We start from the raw sequence: 22,594 nt of genomic DNA, 5'->3' as shown, positions 1-22,594 counted from the left end.
GTCAGAGGGCCGGGGCCGCGGGCGCGGTCCCGCGGTCGTCGGCGCGGCGGCGGCGGACCGCCCAGAAGACGCCGGAGCCGACCGCGATGGTCGCGCCGACGCCGATGACCCCGGCGAGGCCGCCGGACAGGCGCGCGTCGCTGACGTCCTTGACGCCGTAGTCGGCGAGCGGGGAGTCGGCGGCGGCGTGCGCCCTGACGTTCCGGTCGATGCCCTGGTCGGCGGCGACCTTCTCCAGGCCGTCGGGGCTGGCGGAGGCGTAGAAGGAGACGAACCCGGCCAGCAGCAGGGCGGTGACCAGGCCGGTCGCCCACACCTTCTTGGTGGACCGGGCGGCGAGCGGGGCGGCGGCCGCGGCCGGGGCGGCGACGGGTGCATCGATCAGCCGGCCGTCCACGCGCAGCTTGAGCGGGGTCACGAGTCCGTGCGCGCCGTGGACGAGGTCGGGGCGGACGGCGAGTACGGCGCCCACGGTGAGGGCCGTGATCGTCGCCTCGCCGATGCCGATCAGGACGTGGACGCCGACCATCGCGGTGAACACCTTGCCGACGGGGACGTCGGTGGTGCCGCCGAGGGCGTAGAGCAGGGTGAACATGCCGGCGGCGCCCGGCACCGAGAGGAGCGCGCCGGTGAAGGCGGCGGCGGTGACGGAGCGGCGGGTGTCCGGGAGGACCCTGAGCAGACCGCGGAAGACGGCGTAGGCCACGATCACGGTCACCACGGCCATGTTCATGACGTTGACGCCGAGGGCGGTGAGGCCGCCGTCGGCGAAGAGGAGGCCCTGCATGAGCAGGACCACCGAGACGCAGAGCACCCCGGTGCAGGGGCCGACGAGGACCGCGGCGAGCGCCCCGCCCAGGAGGTGGCCACTGGTCCCGGCGGCGACCGGGAAGTTGAGCATCTGCACCGAGAAGATGAAGGCCGCGACGAGACCGGCGAGCGGCGCGGTGCGCTCGTCCAGCTCCCGGCGGGCTCCGCGCAGGCTGACGGCGACGGCGCCCGCGGCGACGACTCCGGCGGCTATCGAGACGGGGGCGTTGATGAAGCCGTCGGGCACATGCATGGGCGTTGCTCCGCTTCCTGCGGTGATCTTGCGTGAACTGTCGAAGCCTTTAACCGTTCAAGAATAGTGCCCAGTTGCAAATGGTTGGCAAGAGCGTCCGGGACACAAAAAGCGTGTCGCAAGTTCGTCGGAATATGCGACGCTGGGGTGAATACGGACGCATTTGTTCCGCTTTTGAGGAGACCGGTCGATGTCTGCCACCGCCGAGAATCCCCCCGCGACCGCTGTCGCCACCGGCGTCGAGGTGCGGGTCACCGCCCGCGTGATCACCGACGATCCCCTCTACCGCAAGATCCCGGTCGCCCTGCGCTTCGTCCCCGACGAGCCCCTGGCCGTACGGATCGTCTTCCCCGCGGACCTGTCCCCCGAGGGCACCGACAACGAATGGGTCTTCCCCCGGGCCCTGCTCGAGGCCGGGCTCCAGGCCCCGACCGGGACCGGCGACGTCCGCGTGTGGCCGTGCGGTCGGGTGCAGGCGGTCGTCGAGTTCCACTCGCCCGAAGGGGTCGCGGTGATCCAGTTCGACATCGCGGCGCTGCGCCGCTTCCTGCGCCGTACGTACGGCTCCTTCACCCGTTAGCGGTAACGGCACCGCACGGATGACGCGAAGGCCCGGCCCCGCACCCCTGTGAGGGGGGCGGGGCCGGGCCCGTACGCCGTGTACGACGTGTACGCCGTGTACGCCGTGTACGACGTGTAGGACAGGGACTACCGCGTCCTACCGCTCCGTGCTCAGACCTTGACCAGCTCGCGGTCCGCGTCCGGGCCCTCGGCGGCGGTCGCGGCGAGGTGCTTGCGCAGGCTCTCGCCCTCCACGTCTACGTTGGGCAGGATCCGGTCCAGCCAGCGCGGCAGCCACCAGGCCTTGTGGCCGAGCAGGGCCAGGACCGCCGGCACGATGGCCATGCGGACCACGAACGCGTCGAAGAACACCGCGACCGCGAGGCCGAAGCCGATCATCTTGATCATCTGCTCGCTGGCCCCGATGAAGCCCGAGAACACGGCGATCATGATGACGGCGGCGGCCACGACGACCCGCGCGCTGTACTGGAAGCCGGTCACGACGGCCTGGCCCGGGCGCTCGCCGTGGACGTACGCCTCCCGCATGCGGGTGACCAGGAAGACCTCGTAGTCCATCGCCAGACCGAAGACCACGCCCACCATGAAGATCGGCATCATCGACATGATCGGACCGGTCTGCTCCACCCCGAAGAGCGAGCCGAGCCAGCCCCACTGGAAGACCGCGACGACCGCGCCGAGGGCCGCGACGACCGACAGCAGGAAGCCGAGGGCCGCCTTGAGCGGGACCAGGACCGAGCGGAAGACCAGCATCAGCAGCAGGAACGCGAGGCCGACGACGAGCGCCAGGTACGGCAGCAGCGCGTCGTTCATCTTCTGCGAGAAGTCGATGTTCATCGCGGTCGCGCCGGTGACGTAGACGTCGTCGCCGTTGCCCGCGCGGATCTCGTGGACCAGGTCCTCGGTCCTCTTGGAGGACGGGCGGTCCTCCGGGATGACCGTGATGACCGCGGCGTCGCCGGCCTCGTTCAGGGCCGGCTTGGTGACGGCGACGACCCCGTGGACCTTCTTGATCCGCTCGGCCGTGCTGTCGGCGAGGCTCTGGCCGCCGTTGACGACGACCATCAGCGGGCCGTTGAAGCCCGGCCCGAAGCCGTCGGAGAGCAGGTCGTAGGCCTTGCGCTGGGTGGTGGAGACCGGCTGGGCGCCGTCGTCCGGCAGGCCCATCTCCAGCTTGCTCGCCGGGATCGCGATCGCGCCGAGGCCGATCACACCGACCAGCAGCACCATGACCGGGCGGCGCAGGACGAAGCGGGCCCAGCGGGTGCCGCCGTTCGGCCGCGCCTCGACGTTCCCGTCCTTGTCCGTGCGGGCCGGCTTGCCCTTGCCGAAGAGCTTGCTCTTCGTACCGGCGGGCAGCACCTTGCGGCCCGCGAAGCCGAGGATGGCCGGGACCAGGGTGAGCGCCACGAGGACCGCGATGACCACGGTGCCGGCGGCCGCGAAGCCCATCTTGGTGAGCATCGGGATGTTGACGACGGCCAGGCCCACCAGGGCGATGACCACGGTCAGACCGGCGAAGACGACCGCGGAGCCCGCGGTTCCGGCGGCCCGTCCGGCCGCCTCGTCGCGCGCGTGGCCCTCGGCCAGCTCCGCGCGGTAGCGGGAGACGATGAAGAGCGCGTAGTCGATGCCGACCGCGAGGCCGATCATCATCGCGAGCGTGGAGGTGGTGGTGCCGAGGTCCAGCACGTTGGCGAGCGCGGTGATCGAGGAGACACCGATGCCCACGCCGATCAGCGCGGTCAGCAGCGGCAGCCCGGCCGCGATCAGCGAGCCGAAGGTGATGACCAGGACGATCGCCGCGATCACGATGCCGACGATCTCGCCGGAGCCGGTCTCGGGCGCCGTCATCAGGGCGTCGCCGCCGATCTCGACGGTCAGCCCGTGGCCCTGGGCGTCCGTGCCGGACGCCTTCAGCGCGTCACGGGTCTTGTCGGTCAGCTCCATACCGCTGACCTTGTACTTCGTGCTGATGTAGGCGGTGGAGCCGTCCTGGCTGACGGCCTGCGCCTGGTACGGGTCGGTGACCGAGGCGATCTGGTCGGCGCCCGGGCCGTTCTTCAGGCCCGAGACGATCTTCTCGACCTCGGCCTTGTTGGCCGGGTCGCCGACCTTCTGGCCCGCCGGGGCCTTGATCACGATGCGGGCGGTGGCGCCGTCGGCGGCCATGCCCGGGAAGCGCTTGTCGAGCAGGTCGAAGGCCTTCTGGGCCTCCGTGCCGGGGATCGAGAACGATCCGGAGGTCGGCGTGGCGGCAGTGGCCGCGCCGAATATGGCGAGGAAGAGCAGCGCCACCCAGGCGAGGGCGACGAAGCGGCGGCGCCGGAAGGCGCCCCGGCCGAGCCGGTAGAGGAAGGTGGCCACGTCGGCGGTTCTCCCGTTCGGGTCGTGGGATGGATCCGGGATGGATCAGGGCGTGAAGAGCCGGCCCGACGACGAGAGCGGCGTGTCAGGAGCAGCGGGAAGGAGTCGTAAGGGCCTGGAGCGGTGACTCAGACGCCGAGGGCGGGGAAGACCACGGCATCGATGAAGTCGGCGAGGAAGGTCCGGTCCACCGACCGGTCCTCGATCAGCGGAAGCGCGATGAACGCCCCGATGAGCATGTGCGGGACGAAGTCGAGCGCCGGACAGTCGGGAGCGATCTCACCCCGGTCCACCGAGCGCTGCAGCATGACCTGGAGACCGTTGAGCTCCGGGTCGACCAGCAGGTCGCGCAGCGCCTTGTGGAGTTCGGGGCTTTCGTGGACGGCGTGCGCGAGCCCGCGCATCAGCGCGGTGTCCTTCGCCATCTGGTCGTCGTCGGAGTGCTCGACCATCAGCGCGAAGTCGCCGCGCAGGCTGCCCGTGTCGATGTCCCGCAGCGAGACCGGCTGGGTACATCGCAGGGCCTTGGCGACCAGCTCCGGCTTGCTCCCCCACTGGCGGTAGAGGGTGGCCTTGCTGGACTTGGTGCGCGCCGCGACGGCGTCCATCGTGAGCGCTTCGTAGCCGACCTCGCGCAGCAGGTCCAGGACCGCTCCGTGCAGCTCGGCCTCCCGCTCGGGGGTGATCCGGCTGCGTCGCGACAAGACCTCTTCGGTCATCTCCACGCTCCTTCCACCGGTCGCGTCCCGAACGGATACAGCTCGTACTCCACACAAGATACCCGCGCTCCTAACGAAACGAAACCGTTCCGTTTCGCTTATGGCAGTGGCGTGTGTCACGCGTGGATCACATGTACGAGTTGCCAGCCCCTCTCGGCGCGGAAAGCATTGGGGGGTGAGTCACGACGTCGCGTACCTCCGGTTCCCGCACCTGCACGACGACATGCTGTGTTTCGCCACTGAGGACGATCTTTGGGTGGCGCCCTTGGTTCCTCCTGGAGGCCCGGTGGGCCGGGCCTGGCGGATCACCGTCGACCGGACCCGGGTCGGCCACCCCCGCTTCTCCCCGGACGGCCGCCACATCGCCTACACCACCTGGCGCAGCCTCGACCCCGAGATCCACCTCGCCCCGGTCGACGGCGGCCCCGCCCGGCGCCTGACCCACTGGGGCTCCACCGACACCCGCGTCTGCGGCTGGACCCCGCCCGACAAGGACGGCCGCAGCGACATCCTGGCCGTCTCCTCGCACGGCCAGCCCTTCTCCTACTTCTCCTGGGCCTACAGCCTGCCCACCGACGGCAGCCCCGGCGGCCGCCTGCCCTGGGGGCCGGTCTCCGACATCGCCGTGCAGGACACGGAGGGCGGCGAGCGCCGGACCCTGCTGCTGAGCGGCAAGCCCCCGCACGAGCCCGCCGCCTGGAAGCGCTACCGCGGCGGCGCCACCGGGCGGCTCTGGCTGCACGGCGAGCGGCTGCTGGAGGGCCTCGAGGGCCACCTCGACTCCCCGATGTTCGTGGACGGCCGGATCGCCTTCCTCTCCGACCACGAGGGCATCGGCAACCTCTACTCCTGCCTGCCCGACGGCACCGGGCTGCGCCGCCACACGGACCACGCGGATTTCTACGCCCGCCACGCCTCCAGCGACGGGACCCGGGTGGTCTACCAGTGCGCGGGCGACCTGTGGCTCGTCGACTCCCTCGCGCCGGGCGCCGCACCGCGCAAGCTCGAGGTGCGTCTCGGCGGCCCGCGCGCGGGACGGCGTACGTACCAGGTCCCGGCGGCCAGCCATGTGGACTCCCTCTCCGTGGACACCACCGGGCGGGCCAGCGCCGTCGTGGTGCGCGGCAGCCTGTACTGGCTCACCCACCGCGACGGGCCCGCGCGGACCATCGCCGACACCCCGGGCGTGCGGGCGCGGATGCCGGAGATGCTGGGCAGCGGCGGCCAGATCGCCTACGTGACGGACGCGGAGGGCGAGGACGCGATCGAGATCGCCTACCTGCCCCGGGCCAGCGGGGAGCGGGAGCCGCGGCGCCTGGCCTCGGGCCGGCTGGGGCGCGTACTGGAGCTGCTGTCGGACCCGGACGGGGAGCGGCTCGCGATCGCCTCCCACGACGGGCGGGTCCTGCTCATCACGGTGTCCGAAGAAGCGGCTGCCGGCGCGGGCACGGAGGAGTCCGACGGCGAGGTCACCGAGCTGATCCGGTCGGTCAACGGGCCGGTGACCGACCTGGCCTTCTCGCCCGACGGGTGCTGGCTGACCTGGTCGCACCCGGGGATCGGGCGCTCGCTGCGGCAGATCAAGATGGCGCGGATCTCCGGGCCCGGCGGGCGGACCATCGTCGACGTCACCAACGGCCGGTTCGAGGACGAGAACCCGGTCTTCACGCGGGACGGGCGCTATCTGGCGTTCCTGTCCTGGCGCGGCTTCGACCCGGTCTACGACGTGCACACCGGGGACCTGTCCTTCCCGCTGGGCTGCCGCCCGTACCTGGTGCCGCTGTCCTCGGCGACCCCCTCGCCGTTCGCCCTGTCGCCGGACGGGCGCCCGGCGGCGGGCGGGCTCGACCCGGTGGAGGGCGACGCCGACGCGGGTGACGGGGCCGTGACGGTGGAGGTGGAAGGCTTGGAGAGCCGGGTCACGCCCTTCCCGGTGACCGCCTCCAAGTACTCCGCCCTGTACCCGGTGAGCGGTGGCGGGCTGGTGTGGCTGCGCTGGCCCATCTCCGGCGCGCTCGGCGAGACCTTCGCCAACCCGGCCGACACCAGCGGCAAGCCCACGCTGGAGTACTTCGACATCACCAAGGCGCGCAAGACCGAGCTGGCCTCCGGGCTCGACTGGTTCGCGGTCAGCGGCGACGGGACCCGCCTCGTCGTCAATGACGACGGGGACCTGCGCGCCGTACCGGCGACCGAGTCGGGCGACAGCGACTCGACGGTCTACCTCGACCTGCGCCGGATCCATCACGAGGTGGACCCGGCGGCCGAGTGGCGCCAGGCGTTCGAGGAGGCCGGGCGGATCATCCGCGCCTACTTCTGGGAACCGAACATGTGCGGGATCGACTGGGACGGCATCCTGCGCCAGTACCGCTCCCTGGTCGAACGGGTCGCGTCCCCCGACGAGTTCGCCGACCTGATGCGCGAGGTCCTCGGCGAGCTGGGCACCTCCCACGCCTATGTCTCCCCCGCGCGCCGCAACGAGGGCCCGCCGCACTACCAGCGCGCGATCGGGCTGCTGGGCGCCAACCTCGTGCCCCGGGACGGCGCCTGGGTGCTCTCGCGGATCCTGCCCGGCGACTCCTCCGACTCCAAGGCCCGCTCGCCCCTGGCCGGCACCGGGATCCGCGAGGGCGCGGTGCTCACCCATGTGGACGGGCGGCCGGTGGACCCGGTCGCGGGCCCCTATCCGCTGCTGGCGGCGGCGGGCGGGACCACGGTGGAGCTGACCTTCCGGCCCGCCGAGGGCGAGGGTCCCTCCCGCCGGGTGGCGATCGTCCCGCTCGTCGACGAGCGGCCGCTGCGCTACCAGGACTGGGTGGCCAAGCGCCGCTCGGTGGTCCGCGAGCTCAGCGGCGGCAAGTGCGGGTACCTGCACATCCCCGACATGGGCGGCTCCGGGTGGGCCCAGTTCAACCGGGACCTGCGCCTGGAGGTGTCGCGTCCCGCCCTGATCGTGGACGTCCGCGGCAACGCGGGCGGGCACATCAGCGAGCTGGTGGTGGAGAAGCTGACCCGCTCGATCCTGGGCTGGGACCTGACCCGCAACGCCCAGCCCGTCTCGTACGCCTCGAACGCGCCGCGCGGCCCGATCGTGGCGCTGGCCGACGAGGCCACCTCCTCGGACGGGGACATGATCACCGCCGCCTTCAAACTGCTGGGGCTGGGCCCGGTGGTGGGCCAGCGCACCTGGGGCGGGGTGGTCGGGATGACCGGCCGCCACACCCTGGGGGACGGCACGGTCATCACGGTCCCGATGAACGCCGCCTGGTTCCCGGAGTACGGGTGGTCGGTGGAGAACCACGGCGTGGAGCCGGACCTGGCGATGCTGCGCACCCCGCTCGACTGGGCGGAGGGGCGGTACGCGGAGCTCGACGACGCGGTGCACCTGGCGCTGGAGCTGCTGGAACAGGACCCGGCGGCGGTGCCGCCCGGCTACGCGGACGTCCCGGACCGGCGCCGCCCGAAGCTGCCGCCCCGGGCGGAGGACTGAGCGGAAACCGGGCGGAAGCCGACCGGCAACAGACCGGCAACAGACCGGCAACTGACCGGAACCTGACTGGAACTTGATCGAAATGCGCCATGTGTCCGGTCATGGAAGTCTGTTCGCATGGGAATCCGAGAGCAGTTCCAGGCCAAGGCCAGAGAGCTGGCGGAGCGAGCCGCAACGGCCGCGGAGGGGCAGCGGGATGGTGCCCCCGAGCGACCGGGACAGCGCTCCGACCAGGTGAAGGAACGGGCGCGCACCGCGTTCGACCAGCCCTGTGAAGAAGCCTCCGAGAGATGACCGCAGCCCTCACCGGCTGAGGGGCGCGCCCCGTCCGTCCACGGGTCGCGCCCCTTTCACGTGCCGGGGCCGGCGGCGGCTCGCGGCCGCGCGCCCGGGCCACGCGCCCGGGCCGGCTCGCTCAGGCGCGCTTGGTGCGTTCCTGCTCGTCCGCGGCCCCGCCCGCGCCGACCAGGCCCTTGGACACACCGGCCAGCCGCGGCTCGAACCGCTTCATCTCGCGCTGCCCGACCGCGGCGATCATCCCCGGCAGGTAGCCCCGCACGCCCTGCATCCCGCGCAGCCACCACTGCGCGTACACGTGCGCCGAGCGCCGCTCGATCCCCGCGACGATCCGGTCGACGGCGGGCCCGAGCGGGTACGTACGGTTCGACGGCCACGGCAGCCGCTGGCGCAGCTCCCGCATGACCTCGTTCTCGTCGGCCCCGCGCACCATGTCGGTGTCGGTCCAGGAGAGGTATCCGACGCCCACCTTGACGCCCTTGTACCCGACCTCGGCGCGCAGGCAGTGTGCGAAGGCCTCCACCCCGGACTTGGAGGCGCAGTACGCCGTCATCATGGGCGCCGGGGTGATCGCGGCGAGGGAAGCGATCTGGAGGAAGTACCCCCGGCTCTCCGTCAGCACCGGCAGGAACGCGCGGGCGGTGACGGCCCCGCCGATCAGGTTGACCTCGATCACCCGGCGCCAGGCCTCCGGGTCGGAGTCGGCGAACGGACCGCCCGCCGCGACCCCGGCGTTGGCGACGACGATGTCCACCTTGCCGAAGCGCTGCTTGACCTCCTGGGCCACCCGGGCCATCGCCTCGTGGTCGGTGACGTCGGCGTACCAGTGGTCGCTGTCGGTGTGCAGCCGCTCGGAGACCTCCTTGAGCGCCTCCGCTTCCAGGCCCACCAGCGCGACCCGCGCGCCGCGCGCGGACAGCTTGCGGGCGAGCAGCTCGCCGACGCCGCGGGCGGCGCCGGTGACGACGGCGACCTGGCCTTCCAGACTCCTGTGCGCGCTCACGGCGTCTTCTCCTTCGTGGTCGGGATGGTGGCCGGGGCCACGGCCGCGGCCGGGGCGGTGTCCGCGGCCGGGGCGGTGTCCGCGGCGCCGGCGGCCGTGCCGGTTCCGCTCGGCGCGAGGTGGCGCGCGGCCAGGTCCCGGATGACGCCGGTGACGGCCTCGGGAGCCTCGATCGGGGTCATGTGGCCCATGCCGGTCAGCTCGGTGAGCCCGACGCAGTGCGGCAGCGCGGCGGCGAGCCCGCGGGCGAGCACGATCGGCGTCAGCCGGTCCGCCGTGCCGCCGATGACGGCGGTGGGCACGGTGATCCGGGCGAGCCCGGCGTCCAGGTCCAGCCCGGACAGGACCCGCGACCACCCGTGCCGCACCCCGGTGGGGCAGCCGTGCACGATACGGGCGCACGCCTCGACCCGGTCGGGCGCCGAACCCGGGCCCATCGTGGCGTACTTCAGCACCCTGCGGGCCACCGGCGTGACCGGTCCCAGGGGGGCGCGCGAGCCGAGGACCGCGCTGGTCATCCGGGTCCGTACGCGCCCGGCGCGCAGTGGCAGCACGAGCGCCTCCTCGACCAGCCGGGAGCTGCCCGTGCTGCACAGCAGGACGGCGGCCACCCGCTCGTCGAAGGCGGGGCGCCCGGCGGCGGCCATGACCGTCATCCCGCCCATGGAGTGTCCGGCGACCACCGCGCGCTCCCCCGGGGCGAGGGTCGCCTCGAGGACGGCGACCAGGTCGTCGGCGAGGCCCTCGGTGCCGTAGGCGTGGGCGGCGGGGCTGCGGCCGTGGCCCCGCTGGTCGTAGGCGATCACCCGGTGGGTGGGGGCCAGGGCCCGGATCTGCGCCGCCCAGAACGCGGTCGAGCAGGTCCATCCGTGGGCCAGGACCACGGCGGGGGCGCCCTCCTCGCCGTGCACCTCCACGTGCAGCCGGGAGCCGTCGGCCGAGACCGCCTCCAGGGTGCGCCGCGCGGTGGGGGGCGCGTAGGGGCCGGTGGTCACGTGGTGCGTGCGCCGGGCGCTCACGCGGCGCCCTCCTCGGCGCCCGCGGGCACGACCTTGGGGGCGGAGTCGGCGGCGGAGACGGTGGCGGAGACGGTGGCGGTGGCCGTCACGGCGGTCCGCGCCCGCTCCCGGCCGCGCAGCACCTCGTACTCGGCGAGGTCCACCCCCCGGGTCTCGCGCCGGAACTCGCCCGTCGTGCCCGGCCACACGGTGGTGTTGCGCCCGTTCGCGTCGAGGTACCAGCTGGTGCAGCCGCCGGTGTTCCACACGGTCCGCTTCATCCGGTCCTGCACGCGCCGGTTCCAGGCGTGCACGGCGGAGGGGCGCGCGGCGAGCGCCGCGCGCCCGCCGAGCACACCGAGCTGGCGGACGTAATCGGCCATGTAGTTCAGCTGTGACTCGATCATCAGGATCATCGAGCTGTTCCCGAGCCCGGTGTTGGGCCCGATGATCGTCATCCAGTTCGGGAAGCCCGCCGCGGTCGCCCCGCGCAGCGACTGCATCCCGTCCTTCCACTCCTCCGCGAGGGTCTTGCCCTCGGCGCCGACCACCCGGTCCGCGATCGGCATGTCCGTGACGTGGAAGCCCGTACCGAAGACGATCGCGTCGGCCTCGGTCTCCGTGCCGTCGGCGGCGACCAGCACCGAGCCGCGGATCTCCTTGAGCCCGGAGGCCACGAGGTCCACGTTCGGCCGGGCGAGCGCCGGGTAGTACTCGCTCGACAGCAGGATCCGCTTGCAGCCGATGCGGTACGACGGCGTCAGCTTGTCCCGCAGCGCCGGGTCCTTGATGGAGCGCGCCATATTGGCCTTGGCCAGGGATTCGATCAGGCCGAGCCGGTTCGGGTGCTTGGTGAAGGCGCCGACCTGGAGTTCGCGGATGCCCCAGAGCAGCCCGCGGCGCGCGGCGCGGGTGAAGGGCAGCTGGCGGTGCAGCCAGCGCTCCCCCGTGCTGATGGCGCGGTCGGTGCGCGGCATCACCCACGGCGGGGTGCGCTGGAAGAGGGTCAGGCGGTCCACGTCGGGCGCGATGGCGGGGACGATCTGGATGGCCGAGGCGCCGGTCCCGATCATCGCGACGCGCTTGCCGCGCAGGTCGTAGTCGTGGTCCCAGCGCGCCGAGTGGAAGACCTTCCCGGGGAAGCCGGCGATGCCGGGGATCTCCGGCGTCTTCGGGTCGGAGAGCGGCCCGGTCGCGGAGACCACGACGTCGGCGGTGAAGGAGCCCTTCGAGGTCTCGATCTCCCAGCGCAGCCCGTCCGCGTCCCAGCGCATCATCTCGACCTCGGTGTTCAGCCGGAGGTGCGGGCGCAGGCCGAAGGTGTCGGCGACGTGCTCCAGGTAGGCGCGGATGTGCGGCTGTCCGGAGAAGGTGCGCGGCCAGTCGGGGTTGGGGGCGAAGGAGAAGGAGTAGAGGTGCGAGGGCACATCGCAGGCGCACCCCGGGTAGTCGTTGTCGCGCCAGGTCCCGCCCACCGAGTCCGCGCGCTCCAGGACCACGAAGTCCGTGATCCCCTCGCGCCGGAGCCGGACGGCCGCCCCGAGTCCGCCGAACCCGGACCCGATCACCGCCACCCGTACGTGCTCACGCTCATCCGCGTGTCCGCCCATGCCCGCCGCCTCCGCTTCCGCTTCCGCTTCACTCACAGCCTGGCTCACAGCCTGCACTCCCCAATCGCGCCAGCAATCACTGGCACGGTTGGAGCGTAGAGCAGCTCCGTACTCATGGGTAGGGGGCGCGAAGGGAAAGTTACCCGCGGTACGCCATAGGGTGCGGCTGTGGTGGACAAAGAGGTGCGAGAGGCAGACCCGGCGGACCCGGCAGGGCCGGCGGGCTCCGCGGACCCGGTGCGCGAGTACCGCACGGAGGAGCTGGCCGAGGCGGCCGGCATCACCGTGCGCACCCTGCGCTTCTACCGCGAGCGCAAGCTGCTCCCGCCACCGCGCCGCGAGGGCCGCATCGCCTGGTACGACGACCACCACCTGGCCCGGCTGCGCACCATCGCCGCCCTGCTGGAGCGCGGCCACACCCTGGGCGGCATCGCGGAGCTGACGGCCGCCTTCGAGAACGGCCGCGACGTCGGCCAGCTCGGCGAGCTCCTCGGCATCGGCTGGTCACAGGAGACCCCGGTCCGGCTCACCCCGCAGGCGCTGGCCGACTACTTCGAGGGCGAGGTCACCCCGGAGAACCTGGCGGCCTCCCTCGACCTCGGGTACCTCGCCACCGACGGGGACGAGATCGTCCACGTCAGCCGCAACCTCCTCGACGTGTCCTCGGCGCTGGTCCGCGAGGGCGTCCCGCTGGCCGCCGTCCTGGAGACGGGCCGCCGGGTCCGCGCCCACGCGGACGCCCTGGCCGCGCTGTTCACCGAGCTGATGGAGACCCACCTGCCCGAGGGGGCCGTGCCCCGCCTGCGCCCGCTCGCCAAGAGCGTGGTGGAGGCGGAGCTGTCGATGGCGATGGACCGCCTGCTGGCGGCGCGGGCCTCGGCCGCCCCCGCGGACCGGCCCGGTCAGGGACCGTAGACGACCGTCACGGGAGCGTGGTCGGACCACCGCTCGGGGTGGGTCTCGGCGCGCTCGACGTACGCCTTCACGGCCCGCTCCGCCAGCCCCGGCGTGGCCACGTGCAGGTCGATGCGCCACCCGGCGTCGTTGTCGAAGGCCCGTCCGCGGTAGGACCACCAGGAGTACGGCCCCTCGCCCTCGGGCTGAAGCGCGCGCACCACGTCGACGTACCCGGCCCGGTCGTAGACCTGCCCGAGCCACTCGCGCTCCTCGGGGAGGAAGCCCGCGTTCTTCCGGTTGGTCTTCCAATTCTTCAGGTCGGCCTCGCGGTGGCAGATGTTCCAGTCCCCGCAGACCAGCACCTCGCGCCCGTCGGCGGCGGCGCGAGCCTTGAGCGCGACGAGGTAGGCGTCGAACTCCGCCATGAAGCGGTACTTCTCGTCCTGCTTCTCGGTCCCGGCCTCACCGGAGGGCAGGTAGAGGCTGGCGACGGTGATCCCGGGGAGGTCGATCTCCAGGTACCGCCCGGCGGCGTCGAATTCCGCGCTCCCGAAGCCGACCTGTACGCGCTCGGGCGCGCGCCGGGTGTACAGCGCGACCCCGGCCCGCCCCTTGGCGGCGGCCGGGGCGAAGACGGTGTGCCAGCCCTCGGGCCGGCGCACCTCCTCCGGAATCTGGCCCTCCTCGGCGCGGACCTCCTGGAGGCAGACCACATCGGCGTCGGACCCGGCGAGCCAGGCCCCGAACCCCTTCTTCGCGGCGGCGCGGATCCCGTTCACATTCACGGACGTCACAGTGATCAAGACTTGGCTCCAAACATCGCGCCCCCACGACCCACAAAACGTCGACCAGCGTACCCCCGCGGGTGACGGCCGTACGATGTTCGAATGCCTCACGGGATCCAGCTCCGCGCCGTACCGTACGACCACCCGGACGCGGTCAAACTCAACGACCAGGTCCAGCTCGAGTACCAGGCGCGCTACGAGGGCGAGGGCGACGTCACCCCCCTCGACCCGGCCATGTTCGCCCCGCCGAACGGCCTGTACCTCCTCGCCTACGACGCCCACGGCGCCCCCGTCGCGAGCGGCGGCTGGCGCGCCCAGGACGCGAACGACGAGGGCTACGCCGACGGCGACGCCGAACTGAAGCGCATGTACGTCATCCCGGAGGCCCGCGGCCTGGGCCTGGCCCGCCGCATCCTGGCGGAACTGGAATCGGACGCCCGGATCGCGGGCCGCGTCCGCATGGTCCTGGAAACGGGCGACCAGCAGCCGGAAGCCATAGCCCTCTACCTGTCGGAGAACTACACCCCGGCCCCCTCGAAGTTCGGCCACTACCGCGACTACGACTCAAGCCGCTGCATGGCCAAACCCCTGACCCACTGAGCCCCGGCCCCACCCCAGCCCGACCGAGGCAATTCCACCCCCGCCGGGGGCCAAACCGAGCCCGGCCGAGCCCCAACCCAGCCTCGCGGGGGCCAAACCCAGCCCGGCCGAGCCCACATCCAGCCCCGCCGGCGATTGAGGCGCGGGGCCAGGGCCAGAGCCCCGCACACCGGCCACGTCACCTCACCCACGCCGCCCCATCGGCCCCCCACCGCGACGGCCCCCGCCCCCACCCACCCGCCACACCCAAGGCCTCGCCGACGGGCGACACGGCATGGCGCAGCCACCCGTACCCGGACCCCCCTTCCCGCAGCCAAGCCCCGGCGTCATACCCCGAGCCTTCCCCCGAGCCCCCCACACCGTCCCCCGAGCCGCCCCCCACATCCCGCACCAGCCAGGACCCCGTCCCCGCCAGCGAATACCTCAGCCCCCGCCCACCCCCGTCCGCCAACGCCCTCAGCACCCCCGCCGCCACCAGATACCCCGTCCCGTGGTCCAGCGCCTGCGCCGGCAGCGCCCCCGGCACCCCGTCCGCCCCCGCCTCGCGCGCAGCGATCCCGTACCCGGCCTGCACCAGCGAATCGAACCCCCGCCGCCCGGCCCACGCCCCGCTCCACCCCCACGCGCACAGCTGCGCCACCACCACCCCTGGCCGCCGTTGCATCAGCTCCTCGGCCGAGAGCCCGTACCGGTCCAGCGCCCCCGGCCGGTACCCCGTCACCACCACGTCGGCCTCCGCCAGCAGTCTCTCGAACACCGCCCGGTCCCCCGCCGCCCCGAGGTCCAGCAGCGCCGACCGCTTCCCGAAGCCGGTGTCCGCGTGCGCGTCGTCCGCCTCCGCCAGCCGCGGCGAGTCGATCCGCAGGACGTCCGCCCCGAGCAGACCCAGCGTCCGCGTCGCCACCGGACCGGCGATGACCCGGGTCAGGTCGAGCACCCGTACCCCCGAAGCCGGCAGCGCCCCCGGCCCGAGCCGGCGCCCGCGCGCGGCCCCGTCCCAGCGCTCCACCAGCGGCAACGGATCCCCGTACGTCCGCGTCACCGCCACCGCCAGCCCGCCCGCCGCGTACACCGCCTCCTGCACCTCGACCGCGCCCCGCGCGGCCAGCGCCGCCCGCAACTCCTCCGGCGTCGCCTCCCGCGAGCCCCCGGACGGCAGCCCCAGCGCCCGCACCAACGCCTCCCGGTGGTGCGGATAGTTCGCATGCGTGCGCACCCACCCGTCCGCCGTCCGCCAGAACCCGGACAACGGCGCGAAGACCACCGGGGCCCGCCCGTTCACCAGCAGGTGCCGCTCGCTCACGAAGGCCGCGGACACCGCCCCCTCGTCCACCACGAGCGGAGCCACATCGTCCACCCCGCCCCCCGCCCGCACCGCGGCCAGCTCCGCGGCGGCCAGCGAACACGCTCCCACCGTGGCCCGCGCCAGCTCCCGCACCGGCAGCCGCCCGCCCCCGAGCGCCCCGGCCCCGCGGTACCCGACCCGCGCAGCGGCCCCCTCGGCGCCCCCAACCGACGCCCAGGCCAACGCCGTTGCCCGGTCCTCGCGCGCACTGATCGCCATCCCCCCATTCTGCCCGCGCCCGGCCCGGCCCGCCGTGTCAGTGCTCTCCGGCATGATCGGACCATGACGCACGGAACCACCGCCGCCTTCCGCGGCCTCGCCCAGCAGCACCTGCCCGCCCAGGCGGCCGAGCAGTGGGTCGGCCTGCTGCGCCCCGGGGTGCGCCTCGAAGTCGGAGTCGGCACGGGCGGGACCGCCGGGCGCCTCGGCGGGCTGCCGCGGCTGCCGGCCGGGGTGGAGTGGCCCACCTGGGAGGGGCACGGCCCGCTCTCGTTCATCGCCTCCGTCGACTGCGCGGCGCTGCCCGCCGACAGCCTCGACATCGCGCTCCCCACCAACGGCACCCTGCTCTTCTTCTACTTCGACGGCCAACTGGACGACGGGGACGCCCTGGTCCTGGCCGACGACCCGGACAGCCAGGCCGGCGCGCGCGTACTCCACGTCCCCGCCGGCACCGACCCGGAGGAGCGCGCCACCCCGCCGGGCCTGACCCCGTACCCCGTCGTGCACCTGACGGCCCGCCCGACGATGACCGCCGCCGAACCCTGGCACCCCCGGATCCAGCAGACCTTCGCCCCGCAGGCCCCCTTCGGCCACCGCTACGACCACCCGGTGTGCGCGCAGCCCTTCCTGGACGCCGTCTGGGACTTCGACGGCGACGTCGGCCACCAGCTCGGCGGCCACGCCCACCCCGTCCAGAACCCGGTGGAACTGGAGATCGCCCACGCCGCGCTGGACGGCGCCCCCGCGTGGGACGATCCCCGGATGCGCGACGAGGTCGGCCGCTGGGTCCTGCTGGCCCAGTTCGACAGCGAGGAAGCCGCCGACATGATGTGGGGCGACTGCGGCGCCCTGTACTGGCTGATCCGCCCGGAAGACCTCACGGCCCACCGCTTCGACCGCGCCAAGTTCACCTGGCAGTGCGGCTGACCCTCCCCGCCGAACGCCCCCCACCCTGCCCACCCGTGGCCCCCGAACACCAGCAACAGAGGGAGCAGCGGCGGAGGTGGGGCGCGTGTTCCCGCACACCCCTCAAACGCCAAGATCCCGCCCGGTCTTCCGACCGGACGGGATCTTGTGACGTTCTCGGGAGCAACCCGCGAACTGTCGTCTGTGGACCTGTGGGGATTTGAACCCCAGACCCCCTCGATGCGAACGAGGTGCGCTACCAGACTGCGCCACAGGCCCTTGCGACGTGTGAAACATTAGCATCCCATCCGGGGTGCACGGAAATCCGTTGTCCCGCAGGTCACGTCACTCGTTCGCGGCGCGCGGCCGGTCGTCGCCCTCGTACTGGTCGAAGAGCGGAGTGCGGCCGCGGTCGCGGCTGCGGCGGGGGGTCGGGGGCGACGGCTTCTGGTCCGCCCGCGGGTCCGGGACGCTCGGGTGGCCGCCCGCGTGCGGGGCCGCGTACTGGCCCGGCTGCTGCGCGCGCAGGCGGGGTTCCGTCGGTTCCGCCGCGCTCGAGCGCGCCGAGCTCCAGGCGTCCGGAGCCGCCTGACCGGTGGCCCGGGGGGCGACGGGGGCCGTCACGTACGTCGGCAGCGGGACCGGGACCGGCTCCCAGCTGTCGCCGCGCGCCGGACCGCGCTCCCGCTCGCGCTGCTGGTCCACCCACTCCGCGTGGTCGGTCTGCTCGACCAGGGCGCGCCGGCCGGCCTCCTGCGGGGAGACCGGTGGTGCGGGGTCCGGTTCGGAGCCCGCGTCGGCCTCGGCCTCGCGGCGCCGGGGCCGGTTCTCGCGCAGCCGCCTGGCGGCGGCCTCGGCGCGGCGCCGGTCCATGGTGAAGACGAACCGCCGGCGCTCCTGGATCCGCAGGTGCACGATGTACGCGCTCAGCAGGACGGCGGGGACGGCGGGAGCCCAGAGGTAGCGCAGTCCCCCGACGGCCGCGACGACGGCGCCGAGGGTGAAGACGAGGAACAGCATCGCGGTGGTGCGACGGCGCCGGGCGAGGACCTGGAGGCGCTGTTCGCGCCGGGCGCGCTCGGCGCGGTCCGCTCGTTCGGCGCTCGCGGCGCGGGGTTCCGCCCTGGTTCTGGGCACGGCATTGACCCGGGCGTCGGCGTCGACGGAATTCACTTTCTCCGTCGCGGCGTCCGGGTCCGCGTGGGGCTGGGGTTCCGCCTCCTCGTCACCGCGCTCACGCAGTCCCTTGGCGTAACGGCGCTCCATTCCCGCCCGGCCGGAAAGCAGCCGGATGGCGGTGGAGAAGCGTTCCGTCGGACGGGCTTCGTTCAGCTCGTCCTGCCTCCGGAGCCACATGGGCACCAAGTAGGCGGCCCAGGCCCCGACAATGACTGCGTAGATGAGGCCGCTGCTGCTCACACCCCACACCGTAGAGGGGTACGGCCGCGGGAATCCGCCAATTGGGCCGGTGTGTCGCGCGATCCGGCTGATATCACGGACTTTTTTTGTGATTCTTCGGATCAGGTTATGGATCCCCGGCGCGCCGCTCGAACCTTTATTCGAATAACGGCGTTAGCGGCCCGGATTAGTAGCCTGGACCGTTAGTAGCCCGGGCCGCCTATCTCGCCGCCCCCTATTTCTGCGGCGGAGCGTGCCCGTGCCGCTCCCGCTGCCAGCGGCTCAACAGGCCTTCCCGTACTTCCTCGGCCGTCAGCGCGTACACGAGGTGGTCCCGCCACGCGCCGTCGATGTGCAGGTAGCGCGGTCGCATCCCCTCCTCGCGGAAGCCCAGCTTCTCCACGACGCGCCGGCTCGGCCCGTTCTCCGGCCGGATGCACACCTCGATGCGGTGCAGCCCGACCTGGCGGAAACAGTGGTCCACCGCCAGCGCGACCGCCGTCGGCATGACGCCCCGTCCGGCCACGTCACGGTCCACCCAGTAGCCCACGTGACCCGCGCACATGGAGCCCCAGGTGATCCCGGCGACCGTCAGCTGCCCGACGAGCCGGCCCTGGTACTCGATGACGAAGGGCAGCATCCGGCCCGCGTTCGCCTCCGTCCGCAGGTGGCGGACCATCTGGCGGTACGTCGGCCGGTGCACGACCGGGCCCCAGGGCGCGGCCGGCGGAATGGTCGCCTCCCACGGGCGCAGCCAGTCGCGGTTGCGCCGGTTCACCTCGCGCCAGGCACGCTGGTCACGGACTCTTATCGGCCGGAGCGTGACATCGCCGTCCGCCAGCACCACCGGCCAGGTGGGTCCGTTCAGCTCGGGCTCCCGGGTCTGGGATGGTCGCCGCCCCGGATCTGGTCGACGGCGTGGAGCAGGATGCGGTCCAGGACGGACAGGCCGTCCCGTACGCCGCCGGTCGAACCCGGCAGATTGACGATCAGGGTGTGCCCGGCCACGCCCGCCAGGCCCCGGGACAGGGCCGCGGTCGGCACCTTCGCCAGGCCCTCGGCGCGGATCGCCTGCGGGATGCCGGGGATCTCGTAGTCCAGGACCCTCGCGGTGGCGTCCGGGGTCCGGTCCGTGGGCGAGATCCCGGTCCCGCCGGTGGTCAGAATGACGTCGTAGCCGGCGGCCACACCCTCGCGCAGGGCCTGCTCGACGGGGTCGCCGTCCGGCACCACGCGCGGGCCGTCGACCGTGAAGCCGAGCCGGGCGAGGGCGTCCGCGAGCAGTGGACCGCCCTTGTCGGCGTACACGCCCTGCGAGGCGCGGTTGGAGGCCGTCACGACCAGGCCGCGCAGCGGCGCCCGCCCGCCCTCCGGACCGGCGGACACACCGTCGCCCGGGCCATCGCCCGGGCCATCGCTGTGGCCCGGTCCGTGGCTGTGACTGTGGACCTCGCCGCCGCGCGGGGCGTTCACGCGCGGTTCCAGTCGCCGGACTTGCCGCCGGTCTTCTCCTCGACCCGGACGTCGGTGATGACCGCGCCCTTGTCGACCGCCTTGACCATGTCGATCACGGTGAGTCCGGCGACCGCGACGGCGGTCAGCGCCTCCATCTCGACGCCCGTGCGGTCGGTGGTCTTGACGGTGGCGCGGATCTCCACGGCGTCGTCCGTCACCGACAGGTCGACCGTGACGCCCGAGACGGCGAGCGGGTGGCAGAGCGGAATCAGGTCCGGGGTCCGCTTCGCGCCCATGATCCCGGCGATCCGCGCGGTGGCGAGGGCGTCGCCCTTGGGCACGCCCTCGCCCCGCAGCAGTTCGATCACCCGGGACGAGACGAGCACCCGGCCGCTGGCGCGGGCCGTCCGCGTCGTGACGTCCTTGTCGGAGACGTCGACCATCCGGGCCGCGCCGGCCTCGTCGATGTGCGTCAGCCTGCTCTGCGTGCTCATAAGTGCGTGCCGCTCCCGTCCGGGCCCCGCAAGGGCCTGTGTGGTGCAACACGCTACCCGCACCGGGCGGGGTTCAGCCGAGCAGGACCACTTCCAGCTCGGTGCCGGGCTCCACCGAGGTGACGTCCTCCGGCACCACCATCAGCGAGTCCGCGTGCGCCAGGGCCGCGATCAGGTGCGAGCCGGATCCGCCGACCGGGCTCACCGTCCCGCTCGCCGCGTCGTGCTTGCCGCGCAGGAACTGGCGGCGCCCGGCCGGTGAGCGCAGCGCCTTGTCGGCCTTCAGCGCCGCGCGGACCACCGGGCGGTGCAGGTCCCCGTCGGGCAGGCCCATCAGGGCCCGGATGGCCGGACGGACGAAGAGTTCGAAGGAGACGTACGAGGACACCGGGTTGCCGGGCAGGGCGAGCAGCGGGGTCCGGTCGGGGCCGACCGTGCCGAAGCCCTGCGGCTTGCCGGGCTGCATGGCCAGCTTGCGGAAGTCGACGCCCGCGGAGTCGATGTCCTCCTCACCGCTGGACACGCTGGTGAGGGCTTCCTTGACCACGTCGTAGGCGCCGACGCTGACGCCGCCCGTGGTGACGATCAGGTCGGCCCGGATGAGCTGGTCCTCGATGGCCGAGCGCAGCGTGTCGGCGTCGTCGGCGACCGCGCCGACCCGGTAGGCGATGGCTCCGGCGTCGCGGGCCGCGGCGGCCAGCGCGAAGCTGTTGGAGTCGAAGATCCGGCCCTCGGTCAGCGGTTCGCCGGGCTGGACCAGCTCGCTGCCGGTGGACATGACGACGACCCGGGCGCGCGGGCGCACCCGGACGGTGCCGCGCCCGATGGCCGCGAGCAGGGCGATCTGCGGCGGGCCGAGCACGGTGCCGGCGCTCAGCGCGAGATCGCCCGCCTGGACGTCGCTGCCCCGCGCGCGGACGTGGGCGCGCGCCTCGGCGGCCCGGTGCACCCGGACCTCGCCGCTCGCGCCCTCGGGGGCCGCGCTGGCCGGGGTCATCCCCGCGGCCGCGCCGCCGCCCGTACCTCCGTCGGTCCACTCGACCGGTACGACGGCCTCCGCGCCCGGGGGCAGTGGGGCACCGGTCATGATGCGGGCGGCCTCGCCGGGGCCGACCGCGCCGCCACCGGGGAGCCCTCCGCTGCCCGCCGCGACGTCCCCGATGACCGTCAGCACCGCGGGGAACTCCTCGCTCGCACCCTGGACGTCGGCGACGCGGACGGCATAGCCGTCCATGGAGCTGTTGTCGAAGGGCGGGAGGGCGACGGGCACGGTGACGTCCTCGACCAGGACACAGCCCTGGGCGTCCAGCAGTTGGAGCTCGATGGGCTCCAGCGGCCGGATGGCGGCGAGAACGTCCGCGAGGTGCTCGTCGACCGACCACAGGCGCTGGTGGGCGCCCGCCGGTTGAGGATCCTGCGGTGCGGGACTGGTCAAGGTGCTACATCTCCTCCGTGACGTAACTGTGAAGCCAGGTGCGGAACTCCGGGCCCAGGTCCTCGCGTTCGCACGCGAGGCGGACGATGGCCCGCAGGTAGTCCCCGCGGTCCCCGGTGTCGTAGCGGCGGCCTCGGAAGACCACGCCGTGCACCGGGCCGCCGATGGACTCGTCGGCGGCCAGCTTCTGCAGGGCGTCGGTGAGCTGGATCTCCCCACCGCGGCCCGGCTCGGTCTCCCGCAGTATGTCGAAGATCGCGGGGCTGAGGACGTAGCGTCCGATGATGGCGTAGTTGCTGGGCGCCTCGTCCGCGTCCGGCTTCTCCACGAGGCCGGTGATCTTGACGATCGAGTCCTCGCCGGTCTCCTCGACGGCGGCGCAGCCGTAGAGGTGGATGGACTTGGGGTCCACCTCCATCAGCGCGATGACGGTGCCGCCGGTGCGCTGCTGCAGGTCGACCATCTGCTGGAGGAGCGGGTCGCGCGGGTCGATCAGGTCGTCGCCGAGGAGGACGGCGAAGGGCTCGTCGCCCACGTGCGGGGCGGCGCACAGCACGGCGTGGCCGAGTCCGCGCGGGTCGCCCTGGCGGACGTAGTGCATGGTGGCCAGGTCGCTGGACTCCTGGACCTTCTTCAGGCGGTCGTCGTCGCCCTTGGCGATGAGGGCCGACTCCAGCTCGTAGTTCCGGTCGAAGTGGTCCTCGAGGGGCCGCTTGTTACGCCCAGTGATCATGAGGACGTCGTCGAGTCCGGCCGCGACGGCCTCTTCGACGACGTATTGGATGGCCGGCTTGTCCACAACCGGGAGCATTTCCTTCGGGGTGGCCTTCGTCGCCGGGAGGAAGCGAGTGCCGAGGCCCGCGGCCGGGATGACGGCCTTCTTGATCACGGGGTGCAACTGAGTCATGGGCAGAACGATAGTCGGTGGCCT

At 73.1% G+C, this 22,594-nt stretch carries 19 protein-coding genes and 1 tRNA gene; 5 read left to right on the top strand and 15 right to left on the bottom strand.

What is annotated here, in order from left to right:
• Position 1: 1 nt before the first annotated feature.
• Positions 2 to 1,063, bottom strand: coding sequence for an energy-coupling factor ABC transporter permease (locus tag ABT084_RS25750; RefSeq protein WP_351048321.1), 1,062 nt, complete (start codon positions 1,061 to 1,063; stop codon positions 2 to 4).
• Positions 1,064 to 1,253: 190 nt separating this feature from the next.
• Here ABT084_RS25750 and ABT084_RS25745 point away from each other — a divergent pair, with 190 nt between their 5' ends.
• Positions 1,254 to 1,643, top strand: a complete 390-nt coding sequence (locus ABT084_RS25745) for an SsgA family sporulation/cell division regulator (RefSeq protein WP_351048318.1) — start codon at positions 1,254 to 1,256, stop codon at positions 1,641 to 1,643.
• 152 nt (positions 1,644 to 1,795) lie between these two features.
• Here ABT084_RS25745 and ABT084_RS25740 read toward each other — a convergent pair whose 3' ends face one another.
• On the bottom strand, positions 1,796 to 4,009 hold the full coding sequence (locus tag ABT084_RS25740) for an MMPL family transporter (protein ID WP_351048315.1): 2,214 nt from the start codon (positions 4,007 to 4,009) through the stop codon (positions 1,796 to 1,798).
• Positions 4,010 to 4,137: 128 nt separating this feature from the next.
• Positions 4,138 to 4,728 carry a TetR/AcrR family transcriptional regulator gene (locus tag ABT084_RS25735; RefSeq protein ID WP_351048312.1) on the bottom strand — a complete coding sequence of 197 codons (591 nt, stop codon included), beginning with the start codon at positions 4,726 to 4,728 and terminating at the stop codon, positions 4,138 to 4,140.
• 175 nt (positions 4,729 to 4,903) lie between these two features.
• Between ABT084_RS25735 and ABT084_RS25730 the strand changes: the two genes are divergently transcribed.
• Positions 4,904 to 8,218 carry a S41 family peptidase gene (locus ABT084_RS25730; protein ID WP_351048309.1) on the top strand — a complete coding sequence of 1,105 codons (3,315 nt, stop codon included), beginning with the start codon at positions 4,904 to 4,906 and terminating at the stop codon, positions 8,216 to 8,218.
• 415 nt (positions 8,219 to 8,633) lie between these two features.
• On the opposite strand, the gene ABT084_RS25725 is transcribed toward ABT084_RS25730, so the two are convergent.
• The 3 genes from ABT084_RS25725 to ABT084_RS25715 are packed head-to-tail and all read right to left on the bottom strand — an operon-like array spanning position 8,634 to position 12,126.
• The gene (locus tag ABT084_RS25725) at positions 8,634 to 9,518 is read right to left on the bottom strand and encodes an SDR family oxidoreductase (protein ID WP_351048306.1); all 885 of its coding nucleotides are present in this window, start codon (positions 9,516 to 9,518) and stop codon (positions 8,634 to 8,636) included.
• The gene (locus ABT084_RS25720) at positions 9,515 to 10,537 is read right to left on the bottom strand and encodes an alpha/beta fold hydrolase (RefSeq protein WP_502969194.1); all 1,023 of its coding nucleotides are present in this window, start codon (positions 10,535 to 10,537) and stop codon (positions 9,515 to 9,517) included. Before ABT084_RS25720 ends, ABT084_RS25725 begins: the two co-directional genes overlap by 4 nt.
• The gene (locus ABT084_RS25715; protein ID WP_351048349.1) at positions 10,534 to 12,126 is read right to left on the bottom strand and encodes a flavin-containing monooxygenase; all 1,593 of its coding nucleotides are present in this window, start codon (positions 12,124 to 12,126) and stop codon (positions 10,534 to 10,536) included. Before ABT084_RS25715 ends, ABT084_RS25720 begins: the two co-directional genes overlap by 4 nt.
• 183 nt (positions 12,127 to 12,309) lie before the next feature.
• On the opposite strand from ABT084_RS25715, the gene ABT084_RS25710 reads away from it, so the two are divergent.
• A complete protein-coding gene (locus ABT084_RS25710) occupies positions 12,310 to 13,041 on the top strand; it encodes a MerR family transcriptional regulator (RefSeq protein ID WP_351048303.1) in 732 nt (243 codons plus the stop codon).
• Here the strand turns inward: ABT084_RS25710 and ABT084_RS25705 are convergent.
• Positions 13,029 to 13,826, bottom strand: a complete 798-nt coding sequence (locus tag ABT084_RS25705) for an exodeoxyribonuclease III (RefSeq protein ID WP_351048300.1) — start codon at positions 13,824 to 13,826, stop codon at positions 13,029 to 13,031. The genes ABT084_RS25710 and ABT084_RS25705 overlap by 13 nt on opposite strands.
• Positions 13,827 to 13,910: 84 nt before the next feature.
• Between ABT084_RS25705 and ABT084_RS25700 the strand changes: the two genes are divergently transcribed.
• Positions 13,911 to 14,408 (top strand): GNAT family N-acetyltransferase, encoded by a 498-nt coding sequence (locus ABT084_RS25700; protein ID WP_351048297.1) that lies wholly within the window; start codon positions 13,911 to 13,913, stop codon positions 14,406 to 14,408.
• A 178-nt stretch (positions 14,409 to 14,586) separates the two neighbouring features.
• On the opposite strand, the gene ABT084_RS25695 is transcribed toward ABT084_RS25700, so the two are convergent.
• On the bottom strand, positions 14,587 to 15,972 hold the full coding sequence (locus ABT084_RS25695) for a CoA transferase (RefSeq protein ID WP_351048294.1): 1,386 nt from the start codon (positions 15,970 to 15,972) through the stop codon (positions 14,587 to 14,589).
• A 63-nt stretch (positions 15,973 to 16,035) separates the two neighbouring features.
• On the opposite strand from ABT084_RS25695, the gene ABT084_RS25690 reads away from it, so the two are divergent.
• The gene (locus ABT084_RS25690) at positions 16,036 to 16,902 is read left to right on the top strand and encodes a YwqG family protein (RefSeq protein ID WP_351048292.1); all 867 of its coding nucleotides are present in this window, start codon (positions 16,036 to 16,038) and stop codon (positions 16,900 to 16,902) included.
• A 184-nt stretch (positions 16,903 to 17,086) separates the two neighbouring features.
• Here ABT084_RS25690 and ABT084_RS25685 read toward each other — a convergent pair.
• From ABT084_RS25685 to galU, 7 genes are all read right to left on the bottom strand, one after another.
• Positions 17,087 to 17,160 (bottom strand) — tRNA-Ala (locus tag ABT084_RS25685).
• A gap of 66 nt (positions 17,161 to 17,226) precedes the next feature.
• Entirely contained in the window at positions 17,227 to 18,300 is a 1,074-nt protein-coding gene (gene sepX / locus ABT084_RS25680; RefSeq protein WP_351048289.1) for a divisome protein SepX/GlpR, read from the bottom strand.
• 214 nt (positions 18,301 to 18,514) lie between these two features.
• Positions 18,515 to 19,126: a GNAT family N-acetyltransferase gene (locus ABT084_RS25675; protein WP_351048286.1), complete on the bottom strand. Its 612-nt coding sequence runs from the start codon at positions 19,124 to 19,126 to the stop codon at positions 18,515 to 18,517.
• Between the two features lie 17 nt (positions 19,127 to 19,143).
• Positions 19,144 to 19,665, bottom strand: a complete 522-nt coding sequence (locus tag ABT084_RS25670; protein WP_351048346.1) for a MogA/MoaB family molybdenum cofactor biosynthesis protein — start codon at positions 19,663 to 19,665, stop codon at positions 19,144 to 19,146.
• 83 nt (positions 19,666 to 19,748) lie between these two features.
• Positions 19,749 to 20,228, bottom strand: a complete 480-nt coding sequence (moaC, locus tag ABT084_RS25665; protein WP_351048283.1) for a cyclic pyranopterin monophosphate synthase MoaC — start codon at positions 20,226 to 20,228, stop codon at positions 19,749 to 19,751.
• A gap of 73 nt (positions 20,229 to 20,301) precedes the next feature.
• Positions 20,302 to 21,663 carry a molybdotransferase-like divisome protein Glp gene (gene glp, locus ABT084_RS25660; RefSeq protein WP_351048280.1) on the bottom strand — a complete coding sequence of 454 codons (1,362 nt, stop codon included), beginning with the start codon at positions 21,661 to 21,663 and terminating at the stop codon, positions 20,302 to 20,304.
• Between the two features lie 4 nt (positions 21,664 to 21,667).
• Complete coding sequence (gene galU / locus ABT084_RS25655) at positions 21,668 to 22,570, bottom strand: UTP--glucose-1-phosphate uridylyltransferase GalU (RefSeq protein WP_351048277.1); 903 nt, start codon at positions 22,568 to 22,570, stop codon at positions 21,668 to 21,670.
• Positions 22,571 to 22,594 lie beyond the last annotated feature (24 nt).

The organism is Streptomyces sp. NPDC002138, assembly GCF_040296485.1.
GTDB lineage: Bacteria > Actinomycetota > Actinomycetes > Streptomycetales > Streptomycetaceae > Streptomyces.
This window is presented reverse-complemented; position numbering and strand designations above follow the sequence as displayed.

Bases quoted from the DNA above. Each gene is read 5' to 3' on its own strand.
- ABT084_RS25750 (WP_351048321.1), bottom strand. From the start codon at position 1,063: ATGCATGTGCCCGACGGCTTCATCAACGCCCCCGTCTCGATAGCCGCC.
- ABT084_RS25745 (WP_351048318.1), top strand. From the start codon at position 1,254: ATGTCTGCCACCGCCGAGAATCCCCCCGCGACCGCTGTCGCCACCGGC.
- ABT084_RS25735 (WP_351048312.1), bottom strand. From the start codon at position 4,728: ATGACCGAAGAGGTCTTGTCGCGACGCAGCCGGATCACCCCCGAGCGG.
- ABT084_RS25715 (WP_351048349.1), bottom strand. From the start codon at position 12,126: ATGGGCGGACACGCGGATGAGCGTGAGCACGTACGGGTGGCGGTGATC.
- ABT084_RS25700 (WP_351048297.1), top strand. From the start codon at position 13,911: ATGCCTCACGGGATCCAGCTCCGCGCCGTACCGTACGACCACCCGGAC.
- ABT084_RS25695 (WP_351048294.1), bottom strand. From the start codon at position 15,972: ATGGCGATCAGTGCGCGCGAGGACCGGGCAACGGCGTTGGCCTGGGCG.
- ABT084_RS25690 (WP_351048292.1), top strand. From the start codon at position 16,036: ATGACGCACGGAACCACCGCCGCCTTCCGCGGCCTCGCCCAGCAGCAC.
- moaC (WP_351048283.1), bottom strand. From the start codon at position 20,228: ATGAGCACGCAGAGCAGGCTGACGCACATCGACGAGGCCGGCGCGGCC.
- galU (WP_351048277.1), bottom strand. From the start codon at position 22,570: ATGACTCAGTTGCACCCCGTGATCAAGAAGGCCGTCATCCCGGCCGCG.